20 protein-coding genes are annotated in these 19,584 nt (G+C 61.9%); 8 read left to right on the top strand and 12 right to left on the bottom strand.

The annotated features are described in order from the left end of the window. Positions 1-3: 3 nt before the first annotated feature. Together CSQ92_RS09520 and CSQ92_RS09515 are read right to left on the bottom strand one after the other, a co-directional pair. Complete coding sequence (locus CSQ92_RS09520) at positions 4-1,182, bottom strand: pyridoxal phosphate-dependent aminotransferase (protein ID WP_099393964.1); 1,179 nt, start codon at positions 1,180-1,182, stop codon at positions 4-6. Positions 1,183-1,265: 83 nt separating this feature from the next. Continuing rightward, entirely contained in the window at positions 1,266-1,700 is a 435-nt protein-coding gene (locus tag CSQ92_RS09515; RefSeq protein WP_070281998.1) for a putative toxin-antitoxin system toxin component, PIN family, read from the bottom strand. Between the two features lie 30 nt (positions 1,701-1,730). Here CSQ92_RS09515 and yaaA point away from each other — a divergent pair, with 30 nt between their 5' ends. Continuing rightward, positions 1,731-2,501, top strand: coding sequence for a peroxide stress protein YaaA (gene yaaA, locus CSQ92_RS09510; RefSeq protein ID WP_070281999.1), 771 nt, complete (start codon positions 1,731-1,733; stop codon positions 2,499-2,501). A 37-nt stretch (positions 2,502-2,538) separates the two neighbouring features. On the opposite strand, the gene CSQ92_RS09505 is transcribed toward yaaA, so the two are convergent. After that, positions 2,539-3,342, bottom strand: a complete 804-nt coding sequence (locus CSQ92_RS09505; protein ID WP_034781139.1) for an outer membrane protein assembly factor BamD — start codon at positions 3,340-3,342, stop codon at positions 2,539-2,541. A gap of 89 nt (positions 3,343-3,431) precedes the next feature. On the opposite strand from CSQ92_RS09505, the gene CSQ92_RS09500 reads away from it, so the two are divergent. Together CSQ92_RS09500 and pgeF are read left to right on the top strand one after the other, a co-directional pair. After that, entirely contained in the window at positions 3,432-4,457 is a 1,026-nt protein-coding gene (locus tag CSQ92_RS09500) for an RluA family pseudouridine synthase (protein WP_034781141.1), read from the top strand. After that, positions 4,457-5,242, top strand: a complete 786-nt coding sequence (gene pgeF / locus CSQ92_RS09495; RefSeq protein WP_099393963.1) for a peptidoglycan editing factor PgeF — start codon at positions 4,457-4,459, stop codon at positions 5,240-5,242. The genes CSQ92_RS09500 and pgeF overlap by 1 nt, the downstream gene beginning before the upstream one ends. Before the next feature lie 16 nt (positions 5,243-5,258). Here pgeF and CSQ92_RS09490 read toward each other — a convergent pair whose 3' ends face one another. After that, entirely contained in the window at positions 5,259-5,483 is a 225-nt protein-coding gene (locus CSQ92_RS09490; protein ID WP_306508607.1) for a hypothetical protein, read from the bottom strand. Between the two features lie 91 nt (positions 5,484-5,574). Between CSQ92_RS09490 and phaC the strand changes: the two genes are divergently transcribed. Beyond that, on the top strand, positions 5,575-7,320 hold the full coding sequence (gene phaC / locus CSQ92_RS09485) for a class I poly(R)-hydroxyalkanoic acid synthase (protein WP_180276979.1): 1,746 nt from the start codon (positions 5,575-5,577) through the stop codon (positions 7,318-7,320). Positions 7,321-7,545: 225 nt separating this feature from the next. Continuing rightward, complete coding sequence (phaR, locus tag CSQ92_RS09480) at positions 7,546-8,109, top strand: polyhydroxyalkanoate synthesis repressor PhaR (protein WP_010399000.1); 564 nt, start codon at positions 7,546-7,548, stop codon at positions 8,107-8,109. A gap of 91 nt (positions 8,110-8,200) precedes the next feature. Here phaR and CSQ92_RS09475 read toward each other — a convergent pair whose 3' ends face one another. Then, positions 8,201-9,796 carry a hypothetical protein gene (locus CSQ92_RS09475; protein WP_099393962.1) on the bottom strand — a complete coding sequence of 532 codons (1,596 nt, stop codon included), beginning with the start codon at positions 9,794-9,796 and terminating at the stop codon, positions 8,201-8,203. Between the two features lie 307 nt (positions 9,797-10,103). Here CSQ92_RS09475 and rimO point away from each other — a divergent pair, with 307 nt between their 5' ends. After that, positions 10,104-11,459 carry a 30S ribosomal protein S12 methylthiotransferase RimO gene (rimO, locus tag CSQ92_RS09470; protein WP_175444794.1) on the top strand — a complete coding sequence of 452 codons (1,356 nt, stop codon included), beginning with the start codon at positions 10,104-10,106 and terminating at the stop codon, positions 11,457-11,459. 82 nt (positions 11,460-11,541) lie between these two features. Here rimO and CSQ92_RS09465 read toward each other — a convergent pair whose 3' ends face one another. Next, positions 11,542-12,117 (bottom strand): PEP-CTERM sorting domain-containing protein, encoded by a 576-nt coding sequence (locus CSQ92_RS09465; protein ID WP_099393961.1) that lies wholly within the window; start codon positions 12,115-12,117, stop codon positions 11,542-11,544. A gap of 207 nt (positions 12,118-12,324) precedes the next feature. Here CSQ92_RS09465 and CSQ92_RS09460 point away from each other — a divergent pair, with 207 nt between their 5' ends. Further along, entirely contained in the window at positions 12,325-13,491 is a 1,167-nt protein-coding gene (locus CSQ92_RS09460) for a cystathionine beta-lyase (protein WP_092606878.1), read from the top strand. Between the two features lie 36 nt (positions 13,492-13,527). Here the strand turns inward: CSQ92_RS09460 and CSQ92_RS09455 are convergent, their stop codons facing one another. Next, positions 13,528-13,890, bottom strand: a complete 363-nt coding sequence (locus tag CSQ92_RS09455) for a DUF4870 family protein (protein WP_070256844.1) — start codon at positions 13,888-13,890, stop codon at positions 13,528-13,530. 86 nt (positions 13,891-13,976) lie between these two features. Here CSQ92_RS09455 and CSQ92_RS09450 point away from each other — a divergent pair, with 86 nt between their 5' ends. Then, positions 13,977-15,851 (top strand): serine hydrolase domain-containing protein, encoded by a 1,875-nt coding sequence (locus CSQ92_RS09450; RefSeq protein WP_180276978.1) that lies wholly within the window; start codon positions 13,977-13,979, stop codon positions 15,849-15,851. Between the two features lie 4 nt (positions 15,852-15,855). Here the strand turns inward: CSQ92_RS09450 and CSQ92_RS09445 are convergent, their stop codons facing one another. From CSQ92_RS09445 to serB, 5 genes are all read right to left on the bottom strand, one after another. After that, positions 15,856-16,122 (bottom strand): hypothetical protein, encoded by a 267-nt coding sequence (locus tag CSQ92_RS09445; RefSeq protein WP_092605444.1) that lies wholly within the window; start codon positions 16,120-16,122, stop codon positions 15,856-15,858. Continuing rightward, positions 16,119-16,973, bottom strand: coding sequence for a DUF692 domain-containing protein (locus CSQ92_RS09440; RefSeq protein ID WP_180276977.1), 855 nt, complete (start codon positions 16,971-16,973; stop codon positions 16,119-16,121). Before CSQ92_RS09440 ends, CSQ92_RS09445 begins: the two co-directional genes overlap by 4 nt. Then, complete coding sequence (locus CSQ92_RS29020) at positions 16,963-17,877, bottom strand: TIGR04222 domain-containing membrane protein (RefSeq protein WP_099393959.1); 915 nt, start codon at positions 17,875-17,877, stop codon at positions 16,963-16,965. Before CSQ92_RS29020 ends, CSQ92_RS09440 begins: the two co-directional genes overlap by 11 nt. Next, positions 17,874-18,602, bottom strand: coding sequence for a nucleotidyltransferase domain-containing protein (locus CSQ92_RS29550; RefSeq protein WP_139144156.1), 729 nt, complete (start codon positions 18,600-18,602; stop codon positions 17,874-17,876). The genes CSQ92_RS29020 and CSQ92_RS29550 overlap by 4 nt, the downstream gene beginning before the upstream one ends. A 98-nt stretch (positions 18,603-18,700) precedes the next feature. Further along, positions 18,701-19,543: a phosphoserine phosphatase SerB gene (serB, locus tag CSQ92_RS09425; protein WP_070256887.1), complete on the bottom strand. Its 843-nt coding sequence runs from the start codon at positions 19,541-19,543 to the stop codon at positions 18,701-18,703. Positions 19,544-19,584: the final 41 nt, after the last annotated feature.

The raw sequence follows: 19,584 nt of genomic DNA, 5'->3' as shown, positions 1-19,584 counted from the left end.
ACATTAAATGCTGCGCAGGCGCTCCAGCGCCAGGCGCAAGGTCTCGTCTTTCTTGGCAAAGCAGAAGCGCACGATGCCCGATTCCTTGCCCTGCGCATAAAACGCGGACACGGGAATGGCGGCCACCTTGATTTCCGCCGTCAGCCATTCGGCGAACTGCGCTTCGGTCTCTTGCGAAATAGCATCGTAGCGCACGCACTGGAAATACGTGCCGTCGGCCGGCAGCAGGCTGAAGCGACTGCCCGCCAGGCCGTCGCGGAACAGGTCGCGCTTGTGCTGATAAAACGCGGGCAAGTCCAGGTAGGGCTGCGGGTCCGCCATGTAGGCGGCCAAGCCGTGCTGCATCGGCGTGTTGACGGTAAAGACGTTGTACTGGTGCACCTTGCGAAACTCCGCCGTCAAGGCGGCCGGGGCCGCCACATAGCCGACCTTCCAGCCCGTCACGTGATACGTCTTGCCAAAGCTGGAAACGATGAAGCTGCGCGCCGCCAGTTCCGGGTTGCGCGAGAGCGACGCATGCGGCACGCCGTCGTACACCATGTGCTCATACACTTCGTCGGACAGGATCAAAATTTGTGTGCCGCGCACGATGTCGGCCAGCGCGGCCACATCGGCAGGGCGCAAAATCGTGCCCGTCGGATTGTGCGGCGTGTTGATGATGATCAAACGCGTCTTGCTGCTGACGGCGGCGGCCAGCTTGTCCCACGGCATGCTGTAGCCCTCTTCGCCCACCTGCATCGACACCAGCACGGGCACGCCGCCGGCCAGCGCGATGGCGGGCAGATAGCTGTCGTAGGCCGGTTCGATGACGATGACTTCATCGCCCGGGTGCACGCAGCACAGGATGGCCGTGGTGAGCGCCTGCGTGGCGCCGGCCGTGACGGTGATTTCCGTGCCTGCGTCATAGCTGTGGCCGTACAAGCTGGCGATCTTCGCGGCAATGGCTTCGCGCAGGGGCGCGGCGCCCGTCATCATCGGATACTGGTTGTGGCCGGCGCGCATGGCGTCGTTGACGAGGTCGACCAGTTTTGGGGCGCAATCGAAATCGGGGAAGCCCTGGCCCAGGTTGACGGCGCCATGCTGGGCCGCCAGGCTGGACATGCGGGTAAACACGGTGGTGCCCACGAGAGGCAGGCGGGTGGTCAGGGCGGGAGTCGGGTAGGGCAGGGACGGGCTGTTCATGAACGGTAGGGTCGCGGTGCGGAAAGTGGAATCGTTCCCCATTCTAGCGCAGCGCGCCCCGTTGCGTGTGGGGCTTTGGCGCCTCAGCCTGGCAATGCCCAGCCTTCCGGCACCATGATCTTGAACATGCCGGCCTTGGCCGTCTTGCGGGCCAGTTTCAGCAGGGCCTTGTCCTTGGTGATGAGGATGTCGGCGTTGGCGTCGCGCGCCAGTTCGAGGAATTTCTGGTCATCCTTGTCCGTGCAGACGGGCAGGCGCACGCCGGAGACGGGCGGCGCCACGACGGTGATATGCGCGTCGAAGCGGGCGGCCGCGACGGCGCGGCTGGCTTCGTCGAGCGGCAGATGCTTGTAGTGCAACACGACAAGATATTCCGCGCGGCAATCTTCGCGCGTGATGGCGTGCACGGCGCCGCTTTCCATGGCTGCCAGCAGGGGCGCCCAGCGCGGGTCGTTGAAGACGAACAGGTCGAGGCAAACGTTGGTGTCGAGGACGAGTTTTTGTGGAGCAGGTATCATGTCGGCAATTCTATTCTGTAGTGATAATTTATGTTGATCGTGCTTTCGCCCGCCAAGAGTCTCGACCTGGAGACGCCGCCAACAACCTCGTTGCACAGCACCCCCGATTTTCTCGACCATTCCGCCCAGCTGATCGAGCGCATGCGCCAGTTCTCGCCTGCCGAAGTGGGCAGCCTGATGGGCATTTCCGACGCCTTGTCCGCCTTGAATGTGGCCCGCTACGCTTCCTGGACGCCCAAGCTGGCGGAAGCGCGCCAGGCCATCATGGCTTTCAATGGCGACGTGTATGCCGGTTTCGAGGCCCGCAGCCTGCAGCCGGCCCAGCTCGACTATGCCCAGTCGCGCGTGCGCATCCTGTCAGGCCTATACGGCTTGCTGCGCCCGCTGGACCTGATCCACCCGCACCGCCTGGAAATGGGCACGCGCCTGTCGACCGCGCGCGGCAAGGATTTGTACGCGTTCTGGGGCGACACCATCACCAATGGACTGAACCGCACGGCCAGGGAGCAGGGGGCGAAAGTGCTGGTCAATCTCGCTTCCGAAGAATATTTCAAATCCGTCAAGCCGCGCCAGCTGGACGTGCCCGTCATCGCGCCCGTGTTCGAGGACTGGAAGAACGGCAAGTATAAAATCATCTCGTTCTACGCCAAGCGCGCGCGCGGCATGTTGGCCCGCTATGCGGCAGTCAACCAGATCCGCGACCCGCAGCAGCTGAAGCAATTCGATGTCGATGGCTATGGTTTCGTGCCGGAAGCGTCGAACGATACGAGCTGGGTGTTCCGGCGCAAGGTTGGCGAATAAGTAAAAAAACCGGGCTAGCCCGGTTTTTTATTGCAGCTTACTGCCAGAATTTCCACCACTTGCGTTCCTTGTTCACCCCTTCCGGGCTGAGGAATGCCGTGTTCGGGTAGTTCTTGGTCAGCACGCGCAAGGCATCGTCGCGCAAGTCGGTCAAGCCCAGCTTGTCATACGAGCGGTACATGATGAACAGCGCTTCTTCGATGGCCGGCGAGGCACGGAAGTCGCTGACCGTCGTTTGCGCGCGGTTGGCGGCGGCCAGGTAGGCGCCGCGGCGGAAGTAATAGCGCGCCACGTGCACTTCGTATTTCGCCATGGCATCGATCAAATAGTTCATGCGGGCCAGCGAATCGGGCGCGTATTTGCTATTTGGGAACTTGTCGACCAGTTGCTTGAACGCCGCAAACGCTTCGCGCGTAGCTTTCGGGTCGCGCTCGGTCGGGTCTTGCTCGTACAGGAAGTTCAGGAAGCTGATCTGGTCGTTAAAGCTGATCAGGCCACGCAAGTAGTACATATAGTCTACATTGGCGTGGTTCGGATGCAACTTGATGAAGCGTTCGACGGCAGCCAGTGCCTGCGCCTGGTCTCCCGACTTATAATACGCGTAAGCGATCTCCATCTGCGCTTGCAGAGCATAGTTGCCGAAAGGATAGTTAGCCTCCAGCTTCTGGAACAGGCCGATTGCAGCTTCATAGTGCTGCCCGGCCATTTCTTCACGCGCCTCCGAGTATAATTTCGTAACGGACCAGTTTTTGGTCTCATCCACTTTTTCAGGCAACAAGCTGCAAGCGGACATGCCGAGCAGAACGACTGAAGCGACTACCAACGATAATTTTTTTTGCATGACGTTTTGCAAGAAGGTTTTAACCAAGATTTTACAATAGGCTGATTATAGCCGATGGGAATGCTGTGATATTAACTCCGAAGCCTAATTTGGCTGACCCCGCGTTTGACTCCCTTTCTGACCATGCTGCCGAAGAGGCGTTTGACGGCGATTTTGCCGCTGACGACGTCTTCGAGGAAATGGCCCCGATTACATTGGAACTGACGCCGGACGCCTGCGGCCACCGCCTCGATAAAGTCATCGCCCAGCTGGTGCCGCAATACTCGCGCAGCCGCTTGCAATTGTGGCTGGAAGCCGGTTTCGTGACCGTCGATGGAAAAGTTGCCAAACGCAACATGACCGCCTATGGCGACGAGAAGATCGTCATTCTGCCGCAAAGCGCGCCGGAAGACGAGGCTTTTAAGCCGGAAGCGATGGAATTGAACATCGTGCACGAAGATGAGCATATCATCGTCATCAACAAACCGGCCGGACTGGTCGTTCATCCGGGGCCCGGCAACTGGTCGGGCACCTTGCTCAACGGCCTGCTGCACCACTGCCCGCAGCTGGCTGGCGTGCCGCGCGCCGGCATCGTGCACCGTCTGGACAAGGATACCAGCGGCCTGATGGTCGTCGGCAAGACCCTCGCTTCGCAAACGGACCTGGTGCGCCAGTTGCAGGCGCGCACCGTCAAGCGCGAGTATTTCGCGCTCGTGTGGGGCACGCCGAAAATGGCGGGCACCATCGATGCCTCCATCGCGCGCCACCCGCGCGACCGCGTCAAGATGGCTGTCTCGGAGAATTTCACCGCCAAGCCCGCCATCACGCACTATGAATTGATCGGCAGCGGCGAACTCGACCGCCGTCCCGTGAGCCTGATGCAATGTCGCCTGGAAACAGGCCGCACGCACCAGATCCGCGTGCACATGCAGCACCTGGGTTTTGCGCTGGTCGGTGACTACGTGTACGGCAAGCAGCACCTGGTGTCCGTCTTCTCGCGCCAGGCACTGCAGGCGCGTCGCCTGGGCCTCGTGCATCCGGGCACCCTGGAAGCGTGCGAGTGGATCGTGCCGCTGGCCGATGATTTCGCTCAGCTGATCGCCACCGCCGGCATTCCCGAGCCGGAACAGGTCTGATGACGGCTGCCTTGCCTTATATCACTCCCCATTGGCCAGGCTTGCCCGCGAACGTGGGCGCGCTGGCGACCGTGCGCGCGGGCGGCGTCAGCCAGGGTCCGTATGGTGACGGGCAGGGCGGTGGCGGCTTGAACCTGGGCACGCACGTGGGCGATGATCCTGCGCATGTGCTGGCCAACCGCGCGCGGCTGGTGACCGTCTTGCCAGCGCAGCCGGCCTGGCTGTCGCAGGTGCATGGCGTGGCCGTGGCCGATGCCGGGAAGCTGGACGGTTGCGTGCCCGATGCCGACGCCAGCATCGCCACGCAGCCTGGCGCCGTGTGCGTCGTGATGACGGCCGATTGCCTGCCGGTGCTGTTCTGCTCGACGGATGGCCTCGTCGTCGGTGCGGCTCACGCGGGCTGGCGCGGCCTGGCCAACGGCGTCTTGCAGCGCACGGTGGACAGCATGCGGGCGCATGGCGCGACGGATATCCTTGCCTGGCTGGGGCCGGCGATTGGTCCGCAGCAATTCGAAGTGGGACACGACGTGCTGCAAGCGTTCCGCGACGGCGCGCGCGATGATGTCGAGCGGCAAGTATTGAGCTCCGCCTTCGTCGCCATCGCTGGCAAGCCGGACAAGTACCTGGCCGACATCTATGCGCTGGCGCGCACCATGCTGCTGCGCGATGGCGTGGCGCAAGTGGCGGGCGGGGAATATTGCACCGTCAGCGATGCGGCGCAGTTTTACTCGTACCGGCGCGATGGCGTCACGGGACGACAGGCCAGCTTGATCTGGCGCAAATAATCTGCACGGCAGACACTTATGTGTCTGCCGTTTTTGTTTTATCGTCTGCTGAGGCCAGCGCGCGGGCCTGCAGTTCCGCGATGCGCGCCGCCTTGCGTTTGCGTCTCCTTGAGCCCGTCAGATAGAATAGGATGGACAGCGGGATGACGCAGTACAGCACGAAGGTCATCACCCCGGCGACGATGGACGGTTCCGTCAGCGCCATGAGGCCGACGACATAGATCCAGGCAACAGCGGTCATGAGCATCATTGGTATTGGCAGTCAGTAAGAGTTTGCATGCAGGTGGCCCGGAAGTAATTATTTATCAATTCTTGAATGGATTTATATAGCTATGAACATGCCCGATCCTCAAATGATGACCAAGGAATGGATGGCGCAGATCAGCAATCCTGAACAGTGGAAGACGTGGTTCAACATGGTACCGCAGCCCCAGGGCAATCCGATTGCCGGCATTTTGCAGGATGCGGGCGCCAGCATCAAGCCGGAAGCGATCGAGCAACTGAAAAATGCCTACGTGGCCAAGCTGACGGGCTTGTGGGCCGACTTTATGGCCGGCAAGGCGCCGGAATTGAAAGACCGCCGTTTCTCCGCGCCCGCCTGGCACGCCAGCCCCCTGTCGGCCTTCAATGCGGCTGCCTATTTGCTGAACGCCGAGTTTCTCAGCGCCATGGCCGACGCCGTGGAAGCGACGCCGCACCAGAAGCAAAAGATTGCGTTTGCCGTGCAGCAAATTGTCGACGCCATGTCGCCCGCCAATTTTCTCGCTACCAATCCCGACGCCCAGCAAACCCTGATCGAGACCAAGGGTGAAAGCCTGGCCAAGGGCTTGAGCAATATGCTGGCCGATATGGGCAAGGGCCGCATCTCGCAGTCCGACGAATCGGCCTTTGAAGTGGGCCGCAACGTGGCCACCACGCCGGGCACAGTGGTGTTTGAAAATGCCTTGTTCCAGCTGATCCAGTACACGCCAAGCACCCCCACGGTACACCAGCGGCCGCTGCTGATGGTGCCGCCATGCATCAATAAATTCTATATCCTTGACTTGCAGCCGGAAAACTCGCTCGTGCGCTATGCGGTGGAGCAGGGCAATACCGTGTTCCTGATGTCCTGGCGCAATCCGGACATGAGCATGCAGCACCTGACGTGGGACGATTACGTCGAGCAAGGCGTGATCGAAGCCATCAAGGTCACGCAGGAAATCAGCGGCCAGGACAAGCTCAACATGTTCGGCTTTTGCGTCGGCGGTACCATTGTCTCGACGGCGCTGGCCGTGCTCAAGGCGCGGGACGAGAATCCGGCCGCCAGCCTGACCCTGTTGACCACCTTCCTCGATTTCTGCGACACGGGCGCGCTCGACGTCTTTATCGATGAGCCGCAGGTGGCGCTGCGCGAGCAAACCCTGGCCAAGGGCGGCCTGATGTCGGGCCGCGACTTGGGCAGCACTTTCTCCAGCCTGCGACCGAACGACCTCGTGTGGAACTATGTGCAGTCGAATTATCTGAAGGGCAAGGAGCCGCCCGCGTTTGACTTGCTGTACTGGAATGGCGATGGCACCGGCTTGCCTGGCCCCATGTTCTGCTGGTATCTGCGCAACACTTACCTGGAAAACAGCTTGAAAGTGCCGGGCAAGCTGACGGTGGCCGGGGAAAAGGTCGACCTGAGCAGTATCGACGCGCCCGCTTTCATCTACGGTTCGCGCGAAGACCATATCGTGCCCTGGGGCGCGGCGTATGCCAGTACGGCCGTGCTGAACCCGAAAAAACCGAAAGCCAACCGCTTCATCCTCGGCGCTTCGGGCCACATCGCCGGCGTGATCAATCCTGCCTCGAAGAAAAAACGCAGCTACTGGAGCAATGACGCAGGCAAAGGCGTCCGCACGGCGAAAGCCAAGCCCTTGACTGCCGAGCAGTGGATGGAAGGCGCGACAGAGCACGTGGGTAGCTGGTGGCCTGAATGGGCGGCCTTCCTGGCCGAACACGGCGGCACGCAGGTGAAGGCGCCTGGCAAGCCGGGCAACAAACGCCACGCGGCAATCGAGCCGGCGCCGGGGCGGTATGTTAAAGTCAGGGCGGACTAGTTTACAAAAGCTTCTGGCCTGGCAAGACCGGCGTAATCTCCGGTCTTGTCAGGAATCTACTTTTAGTTGCGTTGCAATAAATGCGGGAATCTACTACCCTGATGTGCAATGGAGCCGTTTTCCACTCTATAATGGAAAACGTAGGCAGGTGCGAAAGCGGACCCACGTTCGCTTTTTTTTCGGATTAACTCAGTATGCGCTGCGGCGCAATAAGTGGAACTTGTGATGAGTAGTGCAAAAAAAAGTATAGACCGCCTGATTAAAAAATATCCCAACCGCCGTCTGTATGACACGCAAACCAGTTCCTACATCACCTTGACGGACGTCAAGCAGCTGGTGTTGGACAATGAGGTGTTTACCGTCGTCGATGCCAAATCCAATGAAGATTTGACGCGCAGCATCTTGCTGCAAATCATTTTGGAAGAGGAAGCGAATGGCGCGCCCATGTTCTCGAGCAGCGTGCTGTCGCAGATCATCCGCTACTATGGCCACGCCATGCAGGGCATGATGGGATCCTACCTGGAAAAGAACGTGCAAGCGTTCACCGATATCCAGCACAAATTCACGGGCACGTCGGCCGGCAGTTTCGAAGGCAAGCCATTCAGCCCGGAAATGTGGACCCAGTTCATGAATGTCCAGGGTCCGATGATGCAAGGCATGATGAACAACTACATCGACCAGAGCAAGAGCCTGTTCGTGCAGATGCAGGAACAGATGCAAAGCCAGAGCAAGAATCTGTTCGGCACCTTCCCGTTCGTGCCGCCAGTGCCGCCGACGGACAAAAAGTAAGCCGCAGTCCATGCGGTCCACACAACGGCACAGGAATTCCTGTGCCGTTGTGCTTTGCGGATGTCATGCCGGCGGCTGCCGATGCTGCATGCTATTGCTTCAGTTGTTGCAGCGTGGAGAGCAGGTCCTGGTTTGAATGCTCGAGCTTCCATGTTTTGGCATTGTCCATGGAACTGTAAATGCTGACGCGACCCTTGAAATCTTCCTGGATATTGAGCGCAAGGCCGGAAGGGAAAATCATTGGCGTCTGACGCAATGTATATGGTGCATACGGCCCCCAGGTTTGACCATCGTCGCTGCTGACCAGCAGTGCGCCCTCGTTATACATGCCCGCTTCCATCAGCAATCTGCCGTCATTGAGCGGCGCCACGGGCGACATCAGGACTTTGAACGGCGAAACGATCGTCTTCCAGTTCTGGCCGCGATCCCGTGAAATATAGGCGTCGGGAAATCTTCCCGCCAAGCCAGCCGCTACCAGAACGCTTTCCGTCCCATTCGGTTGATGGGTAAATTGCGTCAGGTTTTTCTTGTGCGGACTAAAGCGTTCGGTCAACTTGCCCGTGCTGTAATCGAGTTCGCCGATCAAGCCGCTTTCCAGCGCATAGCCGATGCGGCCCGCGTCTTGCCACGTCCAGAGCAAGCCCGGGCCATGCAGCCAGGATCCGGGCAAGGTGGCGTGGTACACGGATCGCCAGTCGCCAGCGTCCAGTTGGTTCGCATGGAAAATGTTCAACTCGTCTCCCTTGCGATGCATCAGGTACCAGCCATCCCTGGGGTTGCCCCCGATGCGCAGCAGATTGCCGGGCGGTAGGTTGCCTGTATCGACAGGTGACAGCTGCTCACTGTCACGCGCCTTGCGGAGCAGGGAACCGGATTCGCCTACCGCAATCAATTCGGCATTGGGCAGGTCGACAGGAAACACGCAGGACAGCGACTCAACCGATGGCGCATTGAGGATGCTCCATAGCCCTTGCGTCGAGCGCATCAGGACGGCACCCATGCGGCTGGCGGCAGCCACCCGGCCATCGGGCATTTCGGTGGTGCACTCGGCCCCGGCCGGGTGGGCGCGGGCAAATTGCTCGACATCGTCCTGGGCGTGGCGTGGCGTGCTCCAGCCAGGAGCGGCAGCAGCGCCGAACATGGCGTTGTAGTCAGGGGCAAAGCGCCGGATCAATTCCGCATTCGATGCCACCTGGGCGCTACGGCCGTATTGCACGCCGAAATTGCCGCGTGTCACAATCAGCCGGCCCAGATCCGTCGATTTGCCCGCTTCGATCTTGAAGCTTCCCACGATGGTCGAGTACACATGCAAGAGCTTGTTGGCACGGGTATCGATTAATTCGACAAACTCATACTCGCCAGGCGGCAGGGCGCCAAGGAACAGGGACGTATCGCCTGCCATCGCGCTGTCGACCTTTTTCATCACCAGGTTTTCGGAAACCAGCTTGAAATCACTGCGCTGCTCCCCCGCCACGACACGGCGTAACTTGATCATATTGAAACCGTAAATATCTTTGGTATTCGACGTGATGCTGACCGCCACCGGGGTTTCTCCCGATTGTGCTTGCATTTTCAGTGGATCAACCACCGAGGTGTTGACGGCGCAGCCGTTCAGCAGCAATGCGCTCAAACCGCAAGCCGCGACAGCCAGGCGCCGCGCTTTCAGATTGGAAATGGAAAAGGACATGGGACTCATTTAGTTTTTTAAAAAACAATTATATGCCAGTCATTAGTTTCTTTGTGGCATTATTTTTTAATTTCTTGATACCGGTGATGCGTGGCGGAACCTGCTTCAAGCACTGACCTGATGGCAGTGACCGGAGCATAGTTGCGGTGGAAGCGTTGCAGATGCGCCAGCAAAAGGAGTCCGCGCTGACAGCAAGGGGCGGCTCGGGGTACAATAGCCGATTCGCCTCACCATTTTCTAGCTGCCAACTATGTCTGAAATTCACCGTATTCCCGTTCCTTCCGCCCAGCCCGAGGCCATGCTGGCCATGCCAGGTGCGGCGCCGAAAGTGGGCTTTGTCTCGCTCGGCTGCCCGAAAGCGCTGGTCGACTCCGAACAAATCCTGACCCAACTGCGCGCCGAAGGCTACGAAACGGCGAAATCCTACGCTGGCGCCGATCTGGTGATCGTCAACACCTGCGGTTTTATCGATGCTGCCGTGCAAGAGTCGCTCGACGCCATCGGCGAAGCGCTGGCTGAAAACGGCAAAGTGATCGTGACCGGTTGCCTGGGCGCCAAGAAAGATGCTGCCGGCGACGACATCATCATGAAGGTGCACCCGAAAGTGCTGTCCGTCACGGGCCCGCACGCGCTGGCCGAAGTGATGGATTCCGTCCACTTTCACCTGCCGAAACCGCATGCGCCATTCCTCGACCTGGTGCCGCCGCAAGGCGTCAAGCTGACGCCGAAGCACTATGCCTACCTGAAAATTTCCGAAGGCTGCAACCACCGTTGCAGCTTCTGCATCATCCCATCGATGCGCGGCGATCTCGTCTCGCGTCCGATCGGCGAACTGATGATCGAAGCGGAAAACTTGTTCAAGGCCGGCGTCAAGGAATTGCTGGTCATTTCGCAAGACACCTCGGCGTATGGTGTGGATGTGAAATTCCGCTCCGGCTTCTGGAATGGCCGTCCCGTGAAAACCCACATGACGCAACTGACGGAAGCGCTGGGCGAACTGGCCAAGACCTACGGCGCCTGGGTGCGCCTGCACTATGTGTATCCATACCCGCACGTGGACCAGATCATTCCGATGATGAGCGGCGGCCACATCCTGCCTTACCTCGACATTCCGATGCAGCATGCGCATCCTGACGTATTGAAGCGCATGAAGCGTCCGGCCAGCGGCGAGAAAAACCTCGACCGCATCCAGGCCTGGCGCGCCATCAATCCGGACCTGACGATACGCTCGACCTTCATCGCCGGTTTCCCAGGCGAAACGGAAGCGGAATTCGAGTACTTGCTGGACTTCCTCAAGGAAGCGCAGATCGACCGCCTCGGCTGTTTCGCCTATTCGCCTGTCGAAGGCGCGACCGCCAACGCCATCGCCAACCCCGTGCCGGAAGAGCTGCGCGAAGAGCGCCGCGGCCGCGTGATGCTGCTGCAGGAAGAAATCTCGAAAAAACGCCTGCAAGCCAAGGTCGGCAAGACCGTGCGCGTGCTGATCGATGAAGTCACCCGCTCCGGCGGCGTGGGCCGTTCGTCCGCCGACGCGCCGGAAATCGATGGCGTCGTGTACGTCAAGCCGCCATTCGAGCCGCACCGCAAGCTGGCGGTCGGCCAGTTCGTCGATGTCACAATTACGTCCGCAGATGCGCATGACCTGTGGGGTGCTGCAGAGTAACGCTGTCTTGGTTGACCGATCGCGTTGATGTTGTTCTGCAAAGAGGGATCGCCAGTTGGCGGTCCCTCTTTTTTTTCGTGTGTTAAATGGCGCGGCGCCGGCGCCGCATCCAGCTGATTCCGGCCAGGCCCAGCATCAGCATGGCATAGGTTTCAGGTTCGGGTACGGGGAGCAGCACGGGACTGATCGTCAGCCTGGTGTCGGGCGACCAGCGTACGCGGATGCTGTTCGAACCGGGATCGAAAGGATGGTAATAGGTGTAGGCGAAAGAGTCGCCCGTCTTCAAGGTGCCAAAATCGATGGTATCGGGATAGCTGCCGGTGAAATACGCTGAAATCTTCAAGCCGCCTTCAGCCGAATACTCCAGTACATTGACGCCGCAGCGCATGTAGATATTGCCATTGTTGCAGTCGTGGTAGTAGTTCTGTCCATTGAACACCAGGTTGTAGGCTTCGTTTTTCGTGATGATATTGTCGCCATTGGCATTGTTGACATTAAAGCTTCCTTCCAGTCGCAAGTCGGGGTTCCATGCGCCGCCGTTCAAGTCATCATAAAAACCGGTATAGGAAAAATTGACCAGGTAAGGCGTGGCCGGAGCGGCCAGCGCCGTCGTCGTGGCCGCGGCCAGGGCGCAAGCCAGTACTGCATTTCTCAACATGGAGTATCCCTTCAGATTGAAATGTATAAATTCAAAATATTAAAAATAAAGCATGCAAATAATACATGATTAATATTAAGCCACTATCGGATTTATTCTTTCATTCACCATGCGCCTGACACCAGTTGTACGGCGGTTTCTGAGCAAAGCCCTTACAATCAAGGCGGATCGCAATTATTGCAGTCCGTTTTTTTATTTGCCGACACCATGACCACACCCAAATCTCCGCAAACCGCGCTGATCCACAGCGATTACCAGGCGCCGCAAGGCTTTGCCGCGTTTCCCAACGCCATACATCACGCATCGACCGTGCTGTTCAAGGATGTGGCGGCCATGCGCTCGGGCGACTGGAAAGAGAAGAATGCCTATACCTACGGCTTGCACGGCACACCCACCACCTTCACGCTGGAAGCGCGGCTGGCCGAGATCGAAGGGGGCAAATATTGCCTGCTGGCGCCGTCGGGCCTGGCGGCCATCGCCATGGCGGACTTTGCCCTGCTGAAAACGGGCGACGACGTCTTGTTGCCGGAAAATATCTACAACCCGAACCGCGAACTGGGACGCTGGCTGTCGCAGGACTTCGGCATCACGGCCCGCTATTACGATCCGCTCATCGGCGCCGGCATCGCCGGCTTGATCCAGGAGAATACCAAGCTCATCTGGACGGAAGCGCCCGGTTCCGTGACGATGGAAGTGCCGGACTTGCCTGCCATCTGCGCGGCCGCCCACGCGCGCGGCGTGCTGGTAGCGTTGGACAACACCTGGTCGGCCGGCCTGGCCCTGCGCGGCTTTGAGCTGGGCGTGGACATCATCATGCAGGCGCTGACGAAATACCAGTCGGGCGGCTCCGATGTGCTGATGGGCGCGCTCATCACGCGCGAGCGGGCGCTGCACGACCGCCTGGCGCAGGCGCACATGCGTCTGGGCATGGGCGTGGGGGCGGACGACGCCTACCTGCTGCTGCGCGGCTTGCCCACCATGAAACTGCGCTTCGACGCCCACGATGCGGGCGCGCGCACGGTGGCCGCCTGGCTCAAGGGACGTAGCGAAATTGCCACGGTGCTGCATCCGGCTTTCGAGGATTGCCCCGGCCACGCCATCTGGCGGCGCGACTTCACGGGCGCGGGCGGCCTGTTTTCCGTGCTGTTCGATGCCCGCTACACGGAGGCGCAGACGGACCGCTTCGTCGATGCCTTGCAGTTGTTCAAGATTGGCTACAGCTGGGGTGGCGCAAACAGTCTGGTGATGCCGTACCGCATCGCGGCCATGCGCAAGGGTTGGAAGTTGCCGGGCCAGCTGGTGCGCCTGAACGTGGGACTGGAAGATCCGCAGGATCTGATCGCCGATATCGAACGGGCGTTCGCGGCGATGTAGGCAGCGGCAAGCCGTTGGCTTGCCGCGAAGCACCTTTTACATGGGCACGGGCTTGTTGTTGTTCAGGTCGAGGAAGCCGCGCAGCAAGCGGTAGGCTTTCCACAGCCAGGCCACGCCCCACACGATGAGTGCCAGCGGAATGCCGATCAGCGTGATCCACAGGATGGCGCCGACGACGATCCAGGCCGCGTACCACCAGAAGGAACGGATCATCCAGCTGTGATGGCTGTGCACGAAGGTCCCGGCCGCCTCGTCCCGCTTCACATAATTGATGATGAGCGGAATGAAGGAAAACGCGCCCAGCGAAAACACAAAGCTGGCGCCATGTATCAGGTACAACCACCAGGCCAGGTTCTTGGTCTGCTGGAGTTGGGTATCCAAAATAATATCTTGTGACATGAAAGCTCCCGTCGTTGCTCAATTTTTAATTGTAACAAGCAAAGCGGCACGGGAGCGCAGTCCATGCAAAAAGGCAGAATACATTGTTGAAACGAGATCGTTATCCCACCCTGGCCGCGCGCGCCAGGTCATGGCTGCGCCAGGCCTTGCCGGCCTTGCTGCTGTGCGCCAGCGTGGCCCACGCCGCCGCCCCCCTGGAAGCGGAGTTTGCCGCCGGCTTGAAGGAAGAGGGCCTGGCAGGCGCTGTCTGGAGTGAAGTTTTGCCCGACGGAACAGTCAAAGTTGGCGCGTCCGGCTTGCGCGATGCTGCCAAGCAAATACCCATGCAGGCGGACACGCGCATGCAGGTGGGCTCCGTGGGCAAGGTGGCGCTGGCGCTGGGCATCTTGCGCCTGGTCAGCGAAGACCGGCTCACGCTCGACACGCCCCTGCAACAGGTGCTGCCGGAACTGGCGCTGAAAAACCCGTGGCAAGCCAGCGATCCCGTGCGCATCCGCCACCTGCTGGCGCACACGTCCGGCCTCGATAACGTGCGCTTCTGGCAGGCGTTCAGCCTGAACCCGGCGCCGGACATGCCGCTGGCCGAGGCGTTTGACGGCGGCCGCAATCTGCTGCGCGTGCGCGCGCGGCCCGGCAGCCGCTACGCGTATTCGAACATGGGCTATGGCTTGCTGGGCATGGTGATCGAGAAAGTCACGGGCCAGCCGTACGAGCGTTACCTCGATGCGCAGCTGTTGCAGCCGCTGGGCATGGCGGACAGCACGTTTGCCTTCGTCACGCAAATGAGCACGCAGGCGGGAGCGCATGCCGACCCGCGCCTGGCCATGGGCCACTTCGAGCATGGCGTGGCGCAGCCGGCCGTGCCCCAATACCTACGTCCGGCCGCGCAATTTACCACCACGGCGGCCGACATGGGCAAGCTGGCGCAATTCCTCATGGGCGACGGCAAGCTGCAGGACAAGCAATTCATCGACATGGCACTGATGGGCGCCTTGTCCGAACCGGCCGGCACGGACGCGGCGCAGGCGGGCCTGGCAACGGGCCACGGCCTGGCGCTTGCCGTGCGCGACCGCCACAATGTGGTGGGCGCCTGCCATCCTGGCACGGCCGTGGGTTTCCGCGCCATGCTGTGCATCTATCCGGAGCAGAACAGCGCCTTCTTCGTGGCCTTCAATACGGATGCGGAGCAGGCCGACTATGAACGCTTCAACCGCCTGCTGCTGCGCGATCTGGAGCTGCCGCTGCGCGCGCCGGCCCCGCGCGGCACGCCCGCGCCCACGGTGGAAAACTGGCAGGGCGTGTACGTGCCGTCGCCCAGCCCCATGGCCAGCATGGCCTGGGTCGATGCCGTCTTTGGCTTTACGCGCCTGAAATGGGATGGCGAGTCGCTGTTTCTGATCCCGTTCCAGGGCGAGCCTAAGGAACTGGAACCGGTGGGCGGCTTGCTGTTCCGCGCCAGCGACCGCAGCACGCCGTCGCACGTGCTGATGCAAGAGGATGGCAAGCATGTGCTCAGCGACGGCTTGCGCAGCTATGAGCGCGCATCGATGCTGCGCATGCTGGTGCTGTGGGGCAGCCTGGCCCTGGGTGCTGCCGGCTTGCTGTATGTGCTGGTGGTGGGCGTGTGGCGCGCTGCGCGGCGCAGCCTGGGACGGGGCGACCATCTGTTCGCGCCCTTGCTGTCGCTGCTGGCGCTGCTCTTGCCGCTGCCGTTTTTCTATTTCCAGTCCTACCTGCGCCTGGGCGACGTCACCATCGCCAGCGTGCTGCTGGCACTGGCGACAGGCGCGCTGCCGCTGGCGACGGCGTTCGGCCTGGCGCGCTGCTGGCGCAGCCGCGGCACGGCGGCCGAGGCGGGCTCGTGGGCGAAATGGGATTGGGTGGCCTTGCTGGCGGCCTTGCAGCTGCTGCTGGTGCTGGCCTGGTGGGGGCTGCTGCCGCTGCGGCTGTGGCACTTGTAGGCCGTCAGGTCCAGGCAGCCAGCAGCCGGCGCCACCAGCGCTGCGCCGGCCTGGGCTGGCCGCCCTGTTCGGCGCGTCCGGCCCGCTTGGCACGATAGCTGGCCGCCGCCATCTGCAGGCCGATGTGGTCCATCGATGCCATGGCATCGACTTCCTGCGGCGACAAGCCCTGTAGCAAGGCTTGCGCACGGGGCTCGCGCAGGAAGGCTGCACGCAGGGCGTCGTCCGTGTACAGCCTTGCCAAATAGGTTTCCAGTGCGGGGGAACTCATGCGTTTCGCCCCGCGCGCAAGGCCGCGCGCGCCAGCTCCAGCTGGTCCAGCACATGCTCGAACGATGGGTAATTGCCGTCGCGTTCGACGATCACCGTCAGGGGCTGGGGCGCCTGGCGCGCCAGCACGGTCAACAGGGCGAAGACGGCGGGCGGCACGTCGTGCAGATGGTCGTCCAGCAGGCGCTGGCCGCCGCCCGGCGCGTCGATCCAGTGGCCGCCGCTCAGGTGCACGGCGCCAACCCTGTCCAGCGGCAAGCGCAGCAGCAGTTCCTCCGGTGCCTCGCCAAAATTGACGGCATTCGCATACAGGTTGTGCAGGTCGAGCAGCAGCGGCACTTGCGCGCCGTGGATGATCTGCGCCAGCCATGCGGCTTCGTCCAGCGTGCTGGCGGGCGGCTGCACCAGGGTGGCGATGTTTTCCATCAGCGGCGCGCTGCCGACGATGCGCGTGGCCAGCGCGATATTGGCGATGGCGCCGGCGGCGCTGTGCGGCGTGCGCGGCGGCGCTGCCAGGTGGCCGATTTCCACGCCGCCGGCGCGCACAAAACTCAGGTGCTCTGACCACGACTCGGCTTGCACCTCGTGCATCAGGCGCGCCATCGCATGCAGGCGGCGCGGGTCGGCCGGTATCGTCGACGCCAGGCCCATGCCCACGCCGTGCAGGCTGACCGGCACCTGGCGCGCCAGGCTGCGCAAGGCGTCGATGCCGGCGCGCGAGGCGCGGTAATAGTCGTCGGCGATCACTTCCAGCACGTCGATGTGCGCCAGGTTGGACAGGATGCCGGAAGCGAGTTCGCCGCGCCAGCCCAGGCCGACGCGGTCGCGTGCCGGACTCTTGTCAGCTGCCACAGCCGCCACCACCGCCGCAACCGCCACAGCCGCCGGAAGAGCCTCCACCGTCGCCACCGCCCGATGACGAGTCGCCCGAGCTGCTGGACGAGGAGTCGCCGCCCGTGTTTTTTCGGGGTACCGGGTACAGCTCGGCGACATAGGCGTACACGGACACGGGCAGGGCGCCGAGGCCGAAGATGGCGGCCAGCAGTGCCATGTCGGCGCTGCTGCTGCCTGGGTTCAGGCGCGACGAGCGCATGTTCAGGCGGCCAAACAGCATGCGCAAGTCGGTCAGCAGCCGCTGTGCGCTCCAGCTGGTCGCCTGGGTGCGCAAGCCGCGCAGCATGAGCAGGAATATCACCAGCAGCAGGGCCAGGAACAGCAGGTTGTAGTGCTGGCGGCTGATGGCGATGACGGCCTTGACGGCGGCCACCGTCAGCAGCAGGTAGCGCGCGGCCCCGGTGATGCGTTCGCGCCGGCGCAGCAGCCGCGGTCCGACCAGCAATTCCTGCCATTTCAAGGAGTCCAGGTAGGCGCGGCACGATGGCAGCATGTCTGCCTGCTCGGCCAGTTCCCTGCTGTGGCCCTGGCGGCCCAGATACAGCCGCAGTACGTCGCGTTCGATGTCGTGATTGGCGAAGCGCAGGCTGTCGGCGCTGGCCGTTTCCAGCAGCGGGCCATCGGCGCGCAGCAAGCCGCGGTCGACCAGCACGATGGCGGCAATTTTCACGGCTTCGAGGGCGCCGCCGCGCAAGAAGGCGATGCGGTAGGGATCATCGGCCAGCGACAGCTTGGCATGCGGATTGCGCAGCTCCTGGCGTATCAGCAGCTCGCGCGCGAGGTAGTACACGAGCACGCCGAAGATCAGGTAGGCCAGCAGGAACCATGGCCCGCTCCAGTCAAAGGGATTGAAGCCGTTCACCGCATGTGCTCCGCGTGTTCGCGCAAGTGTCCGGTAATCGTCATCAAGCCCGTAAAGGCGGGCAGCGCTTGCCCCGGCGCCAGGCGCGCCGTTTCGCGCGCCGCCGACATGGCTTGCAAGGCGGAGTGCAGGGCAGGGTCGCCCAGCTGGTCGACAAACGCTTCGAGCGCCTGCTTGCCGGACAGCGCGGACTTGCCCTCCAGCTGCGCCAGCGAGGCCGCCGCCGCACGCAGCGGACCGGCTGCGTCGGCGATGGCGCCGGCCAGCTGTTCCTCATTCAGGCTCAATAGCATATACCGTTCGCGCATGCGCACCTGCTGGTTGAGCAGCACTTGCCGCAGCCGGCGCAGCACGGCGTCGCGGCTGGTGTGCAGGCTGGCGAAAGGGTCTAGGCCGTGCAGCACCTTGTGGCGCGCGATGATGTCGGCGAACTTGACGGCGAAGGCGTCGGCGGCCTGCGTCAATTCGCTGTCGAGCAGGAACATCACCTGCAAATCGATGGCGGCGTGCGCCAGGCGCAAGGGCCCGCGCAATGTATCGGCCGCCTGCGGCGTAAAGCGCTTGAGCAGCAACAGCAGGTTGACGTCGGAGGTGGCGCGCACCTGGCCATCGGCGGCCGAGCCAAACAGCACGGCGGCGGCAAGGTCGTCGCCAAACGCGCTGTGCGCGGCGGCGACAAACACATCCAGGTGGCGTTGTATCTCTTCTGGCAGCGGTGGCGGCATGCGGTGTACTTTCACGATGGGTTGGCGGGATGCGCATAAGTTTTCAATATAGCAAACTTATGCCATCGTGCGCGCACCGTCCGCCAGATGGCGCCAACTCAGGTCAATACGTTGAGCAAGCCATCGAGTCCCACGAAGTTCAGCGCCACGTCGGCCTGCGAGCGCACCACGGGCTTGGCGCGGAAGGCCACGGACAGGCCGGCGATGCCCATCATTTTCAAGTCGTTGGCGCCGTCGCCCATGACGATGGCTTCAGACGGCGAAATGCCCATCTCCTTGCACACGCGCTCCACCGTGCGCTGCTTTTCCTCGGCGTCGACGATCCCGCCGAGGACTTTGCCCGTCAGCTTGCCGTCGACGATTTCCAGTTCGTTCGCGTGCGTGTAGTCGAGGCCGAGGCGCTCTTTCAGGCGTTCGGTGAAGAAGGTGAAGCCGCCCGACACCAGCAGGGTTTTCAGGCCGGCCTTCTGCACGGCCGCCAGCATGGCTTGCGCGCCCGGCGACAGTTTCAGGCGCTCGTCGTAGACGCGCTGCAGGGCCGATGCATCGAGGCCTTCGAGCAGGGCCACGCGCTGCTTCAGGCTGGCGCTAAAATCGAGTTCGCCGCGCATGGCCGCTTCCGTGATGGCCGCCACTTGCGGTTTCAATCCCTGCATGTCGGCGATTTCATCGATGCACTCGATGGTGATCAGGGTCGAATCCATGTCCATCGCCACCAGCTTGAATTCACTCAGTTCGCGCTGGCCCATCATGTAGGTGGCGTCCAGCTGCGCCGCCTGGGCCGCCACTTCGATGGTGGGGCGCAGCGCCGGCGAATAGGCGATCTGCTCGCAGCGCACGGCGTTCGGGCCGAGGCGCGTGATGGACGTGGGCGCGGCCAGCGCGGCGATGCGCTCGAGGCGGGCGCTATCGCCGTCCAGGCCCTGCAGGATCAGATTCATGGTGATGGTCTTGGTATTGTTCATGGGTCAGCCCTGCATAA

The organism is Janthinobacterium sp. BJB446 (assembly GCF_002735655.1).
GTDB classification, from domain to species: Bacteria; Pseudomonadota; Gammaproteobacteria; order Burkholderiales; family Burkholderiaceae_D; genus Janthinobacterium; species Janthinobacterium lividum.
The sequence above is the reverse complement of the archived record's forward strand: the minus strand, read 5'-3'. Positions and strand labels throughout refer to the sequence as shown.

Excerpts from the sequence above, each read along its gene's own strand:
- CSQ92_RS09520 (WP_099393964.1), bottom strand. The coding sequence starts at position 1,182 with ATGAACAGCCCGTCCCTGCCCTACCCGACTCCCGCCCTGACCACCCGC.
- CSQ92_RS09515 (WP_070281998.1), bottom strand. The coding sequence starts at position 1,700 with ATGATACCTGCTCCACAAAAACTCGTCCTCGACACCAACGTTTGCCTC.
- yaaA (WP_070281999.1), top strand. The coding sequence starts at position 1,731 with ATGTTGATCGTGCTTTCGCCCGCCAAGAGTCTCGACCTGGAGACGCCG.
- CSQ92_RS09505 (WP_034781139.1), bottom strand. The coding sequence starts at position 3,342 with ATGCAAAAAAAATTATCGTTGGTAGTCGCTTCAGTCGTTCTGCTCGGC.
- pgeF (WP_099393963.1), top strand. The coding sequence starts at position 4,457 with ATGACGGCTGCCTTGCCTTATATCACTCCCCATTGGCCAGGCTTGCCC.
- CSQ92_RS09490 (WP_306508607.1), bottom strand. The coding sequence starts at position 5,483 with ATGACCGCTGTTGCCTGGATCTATGTCGTCGGCCTCATGGCGCTGACG.
- phaC (WP_180276979.1), top strand. The coding sequence starts at position 5,575 with ATGAACATGCCCGATCCTCAAATGATGACCAAGGAATGGATGGCGCAG.
- phaR (WP_010399000.1), top strand. The coding sequence starts at position 7,546 with ATGAGTAGTGCAAAAAAAAGTATAGACCGCCTGATTAAAAAATATCCC.
- CSQ92_RS09475 (WP_099393962.1), bottom strand. The coding sequence starts at position 9,796 with ATGTCCTTTTCCATTTCCAATCTGAAAGCGCGGCGCCTGGCTGTCGCG.
- rimO (WP_175444794.1), top strand. The coding sequence starts at position 10,104 with ATGCCAGGTGCGGCGCCGAAAGTGGGCTTTGTCTCGCTCGGCTGCCCG.
- CSQ92_RS09465 (WP_099393961.1), bottom strand. The coding sequence starts at position 12,117 with ATGTTGAGAAATGCAGTACTGGCTTGCGCCCTGGCCGCGGCCACGACG.
- CSQ92_RS09460 (WP_092606878.1), top strand. The coding sequence starts at position 12,325 with ATGACCACACCCAAATCTCCGCAAACCGCGCTGATCCACAGCGATTAC.
- CSQ92_RS09455 (WP_070256844.1), bottom strand. The coding sequence starts at position 13,890 with ATGTCACAAGATATTATTTTGGATACCCAACTCCAGCAGACCAAGAAC.
- CSQ92_RS09445 (WP_092605444.1), bottom strand. The coding sequence starts at position 16,122 with ATGAGTTCCCCCGCACTGGAAACCTATTTGGCAAGGCTGTACACGGAC.
- CSQ92_RS29550 (WP_139144156.1), bottom strand. The coding sequence starts at position 18,602 with ATGCCGCCACCGCTGCCAGAAGAGATACAACGCCACCTGGATGTGTTT.
- serB (WP_070256887.1), bottom strand. The coding sequence starts at position 19,543 with ATGAATCTGATCCTGCAGGGCCTGGACGGCGATAGCGCCCGCCTCGAG.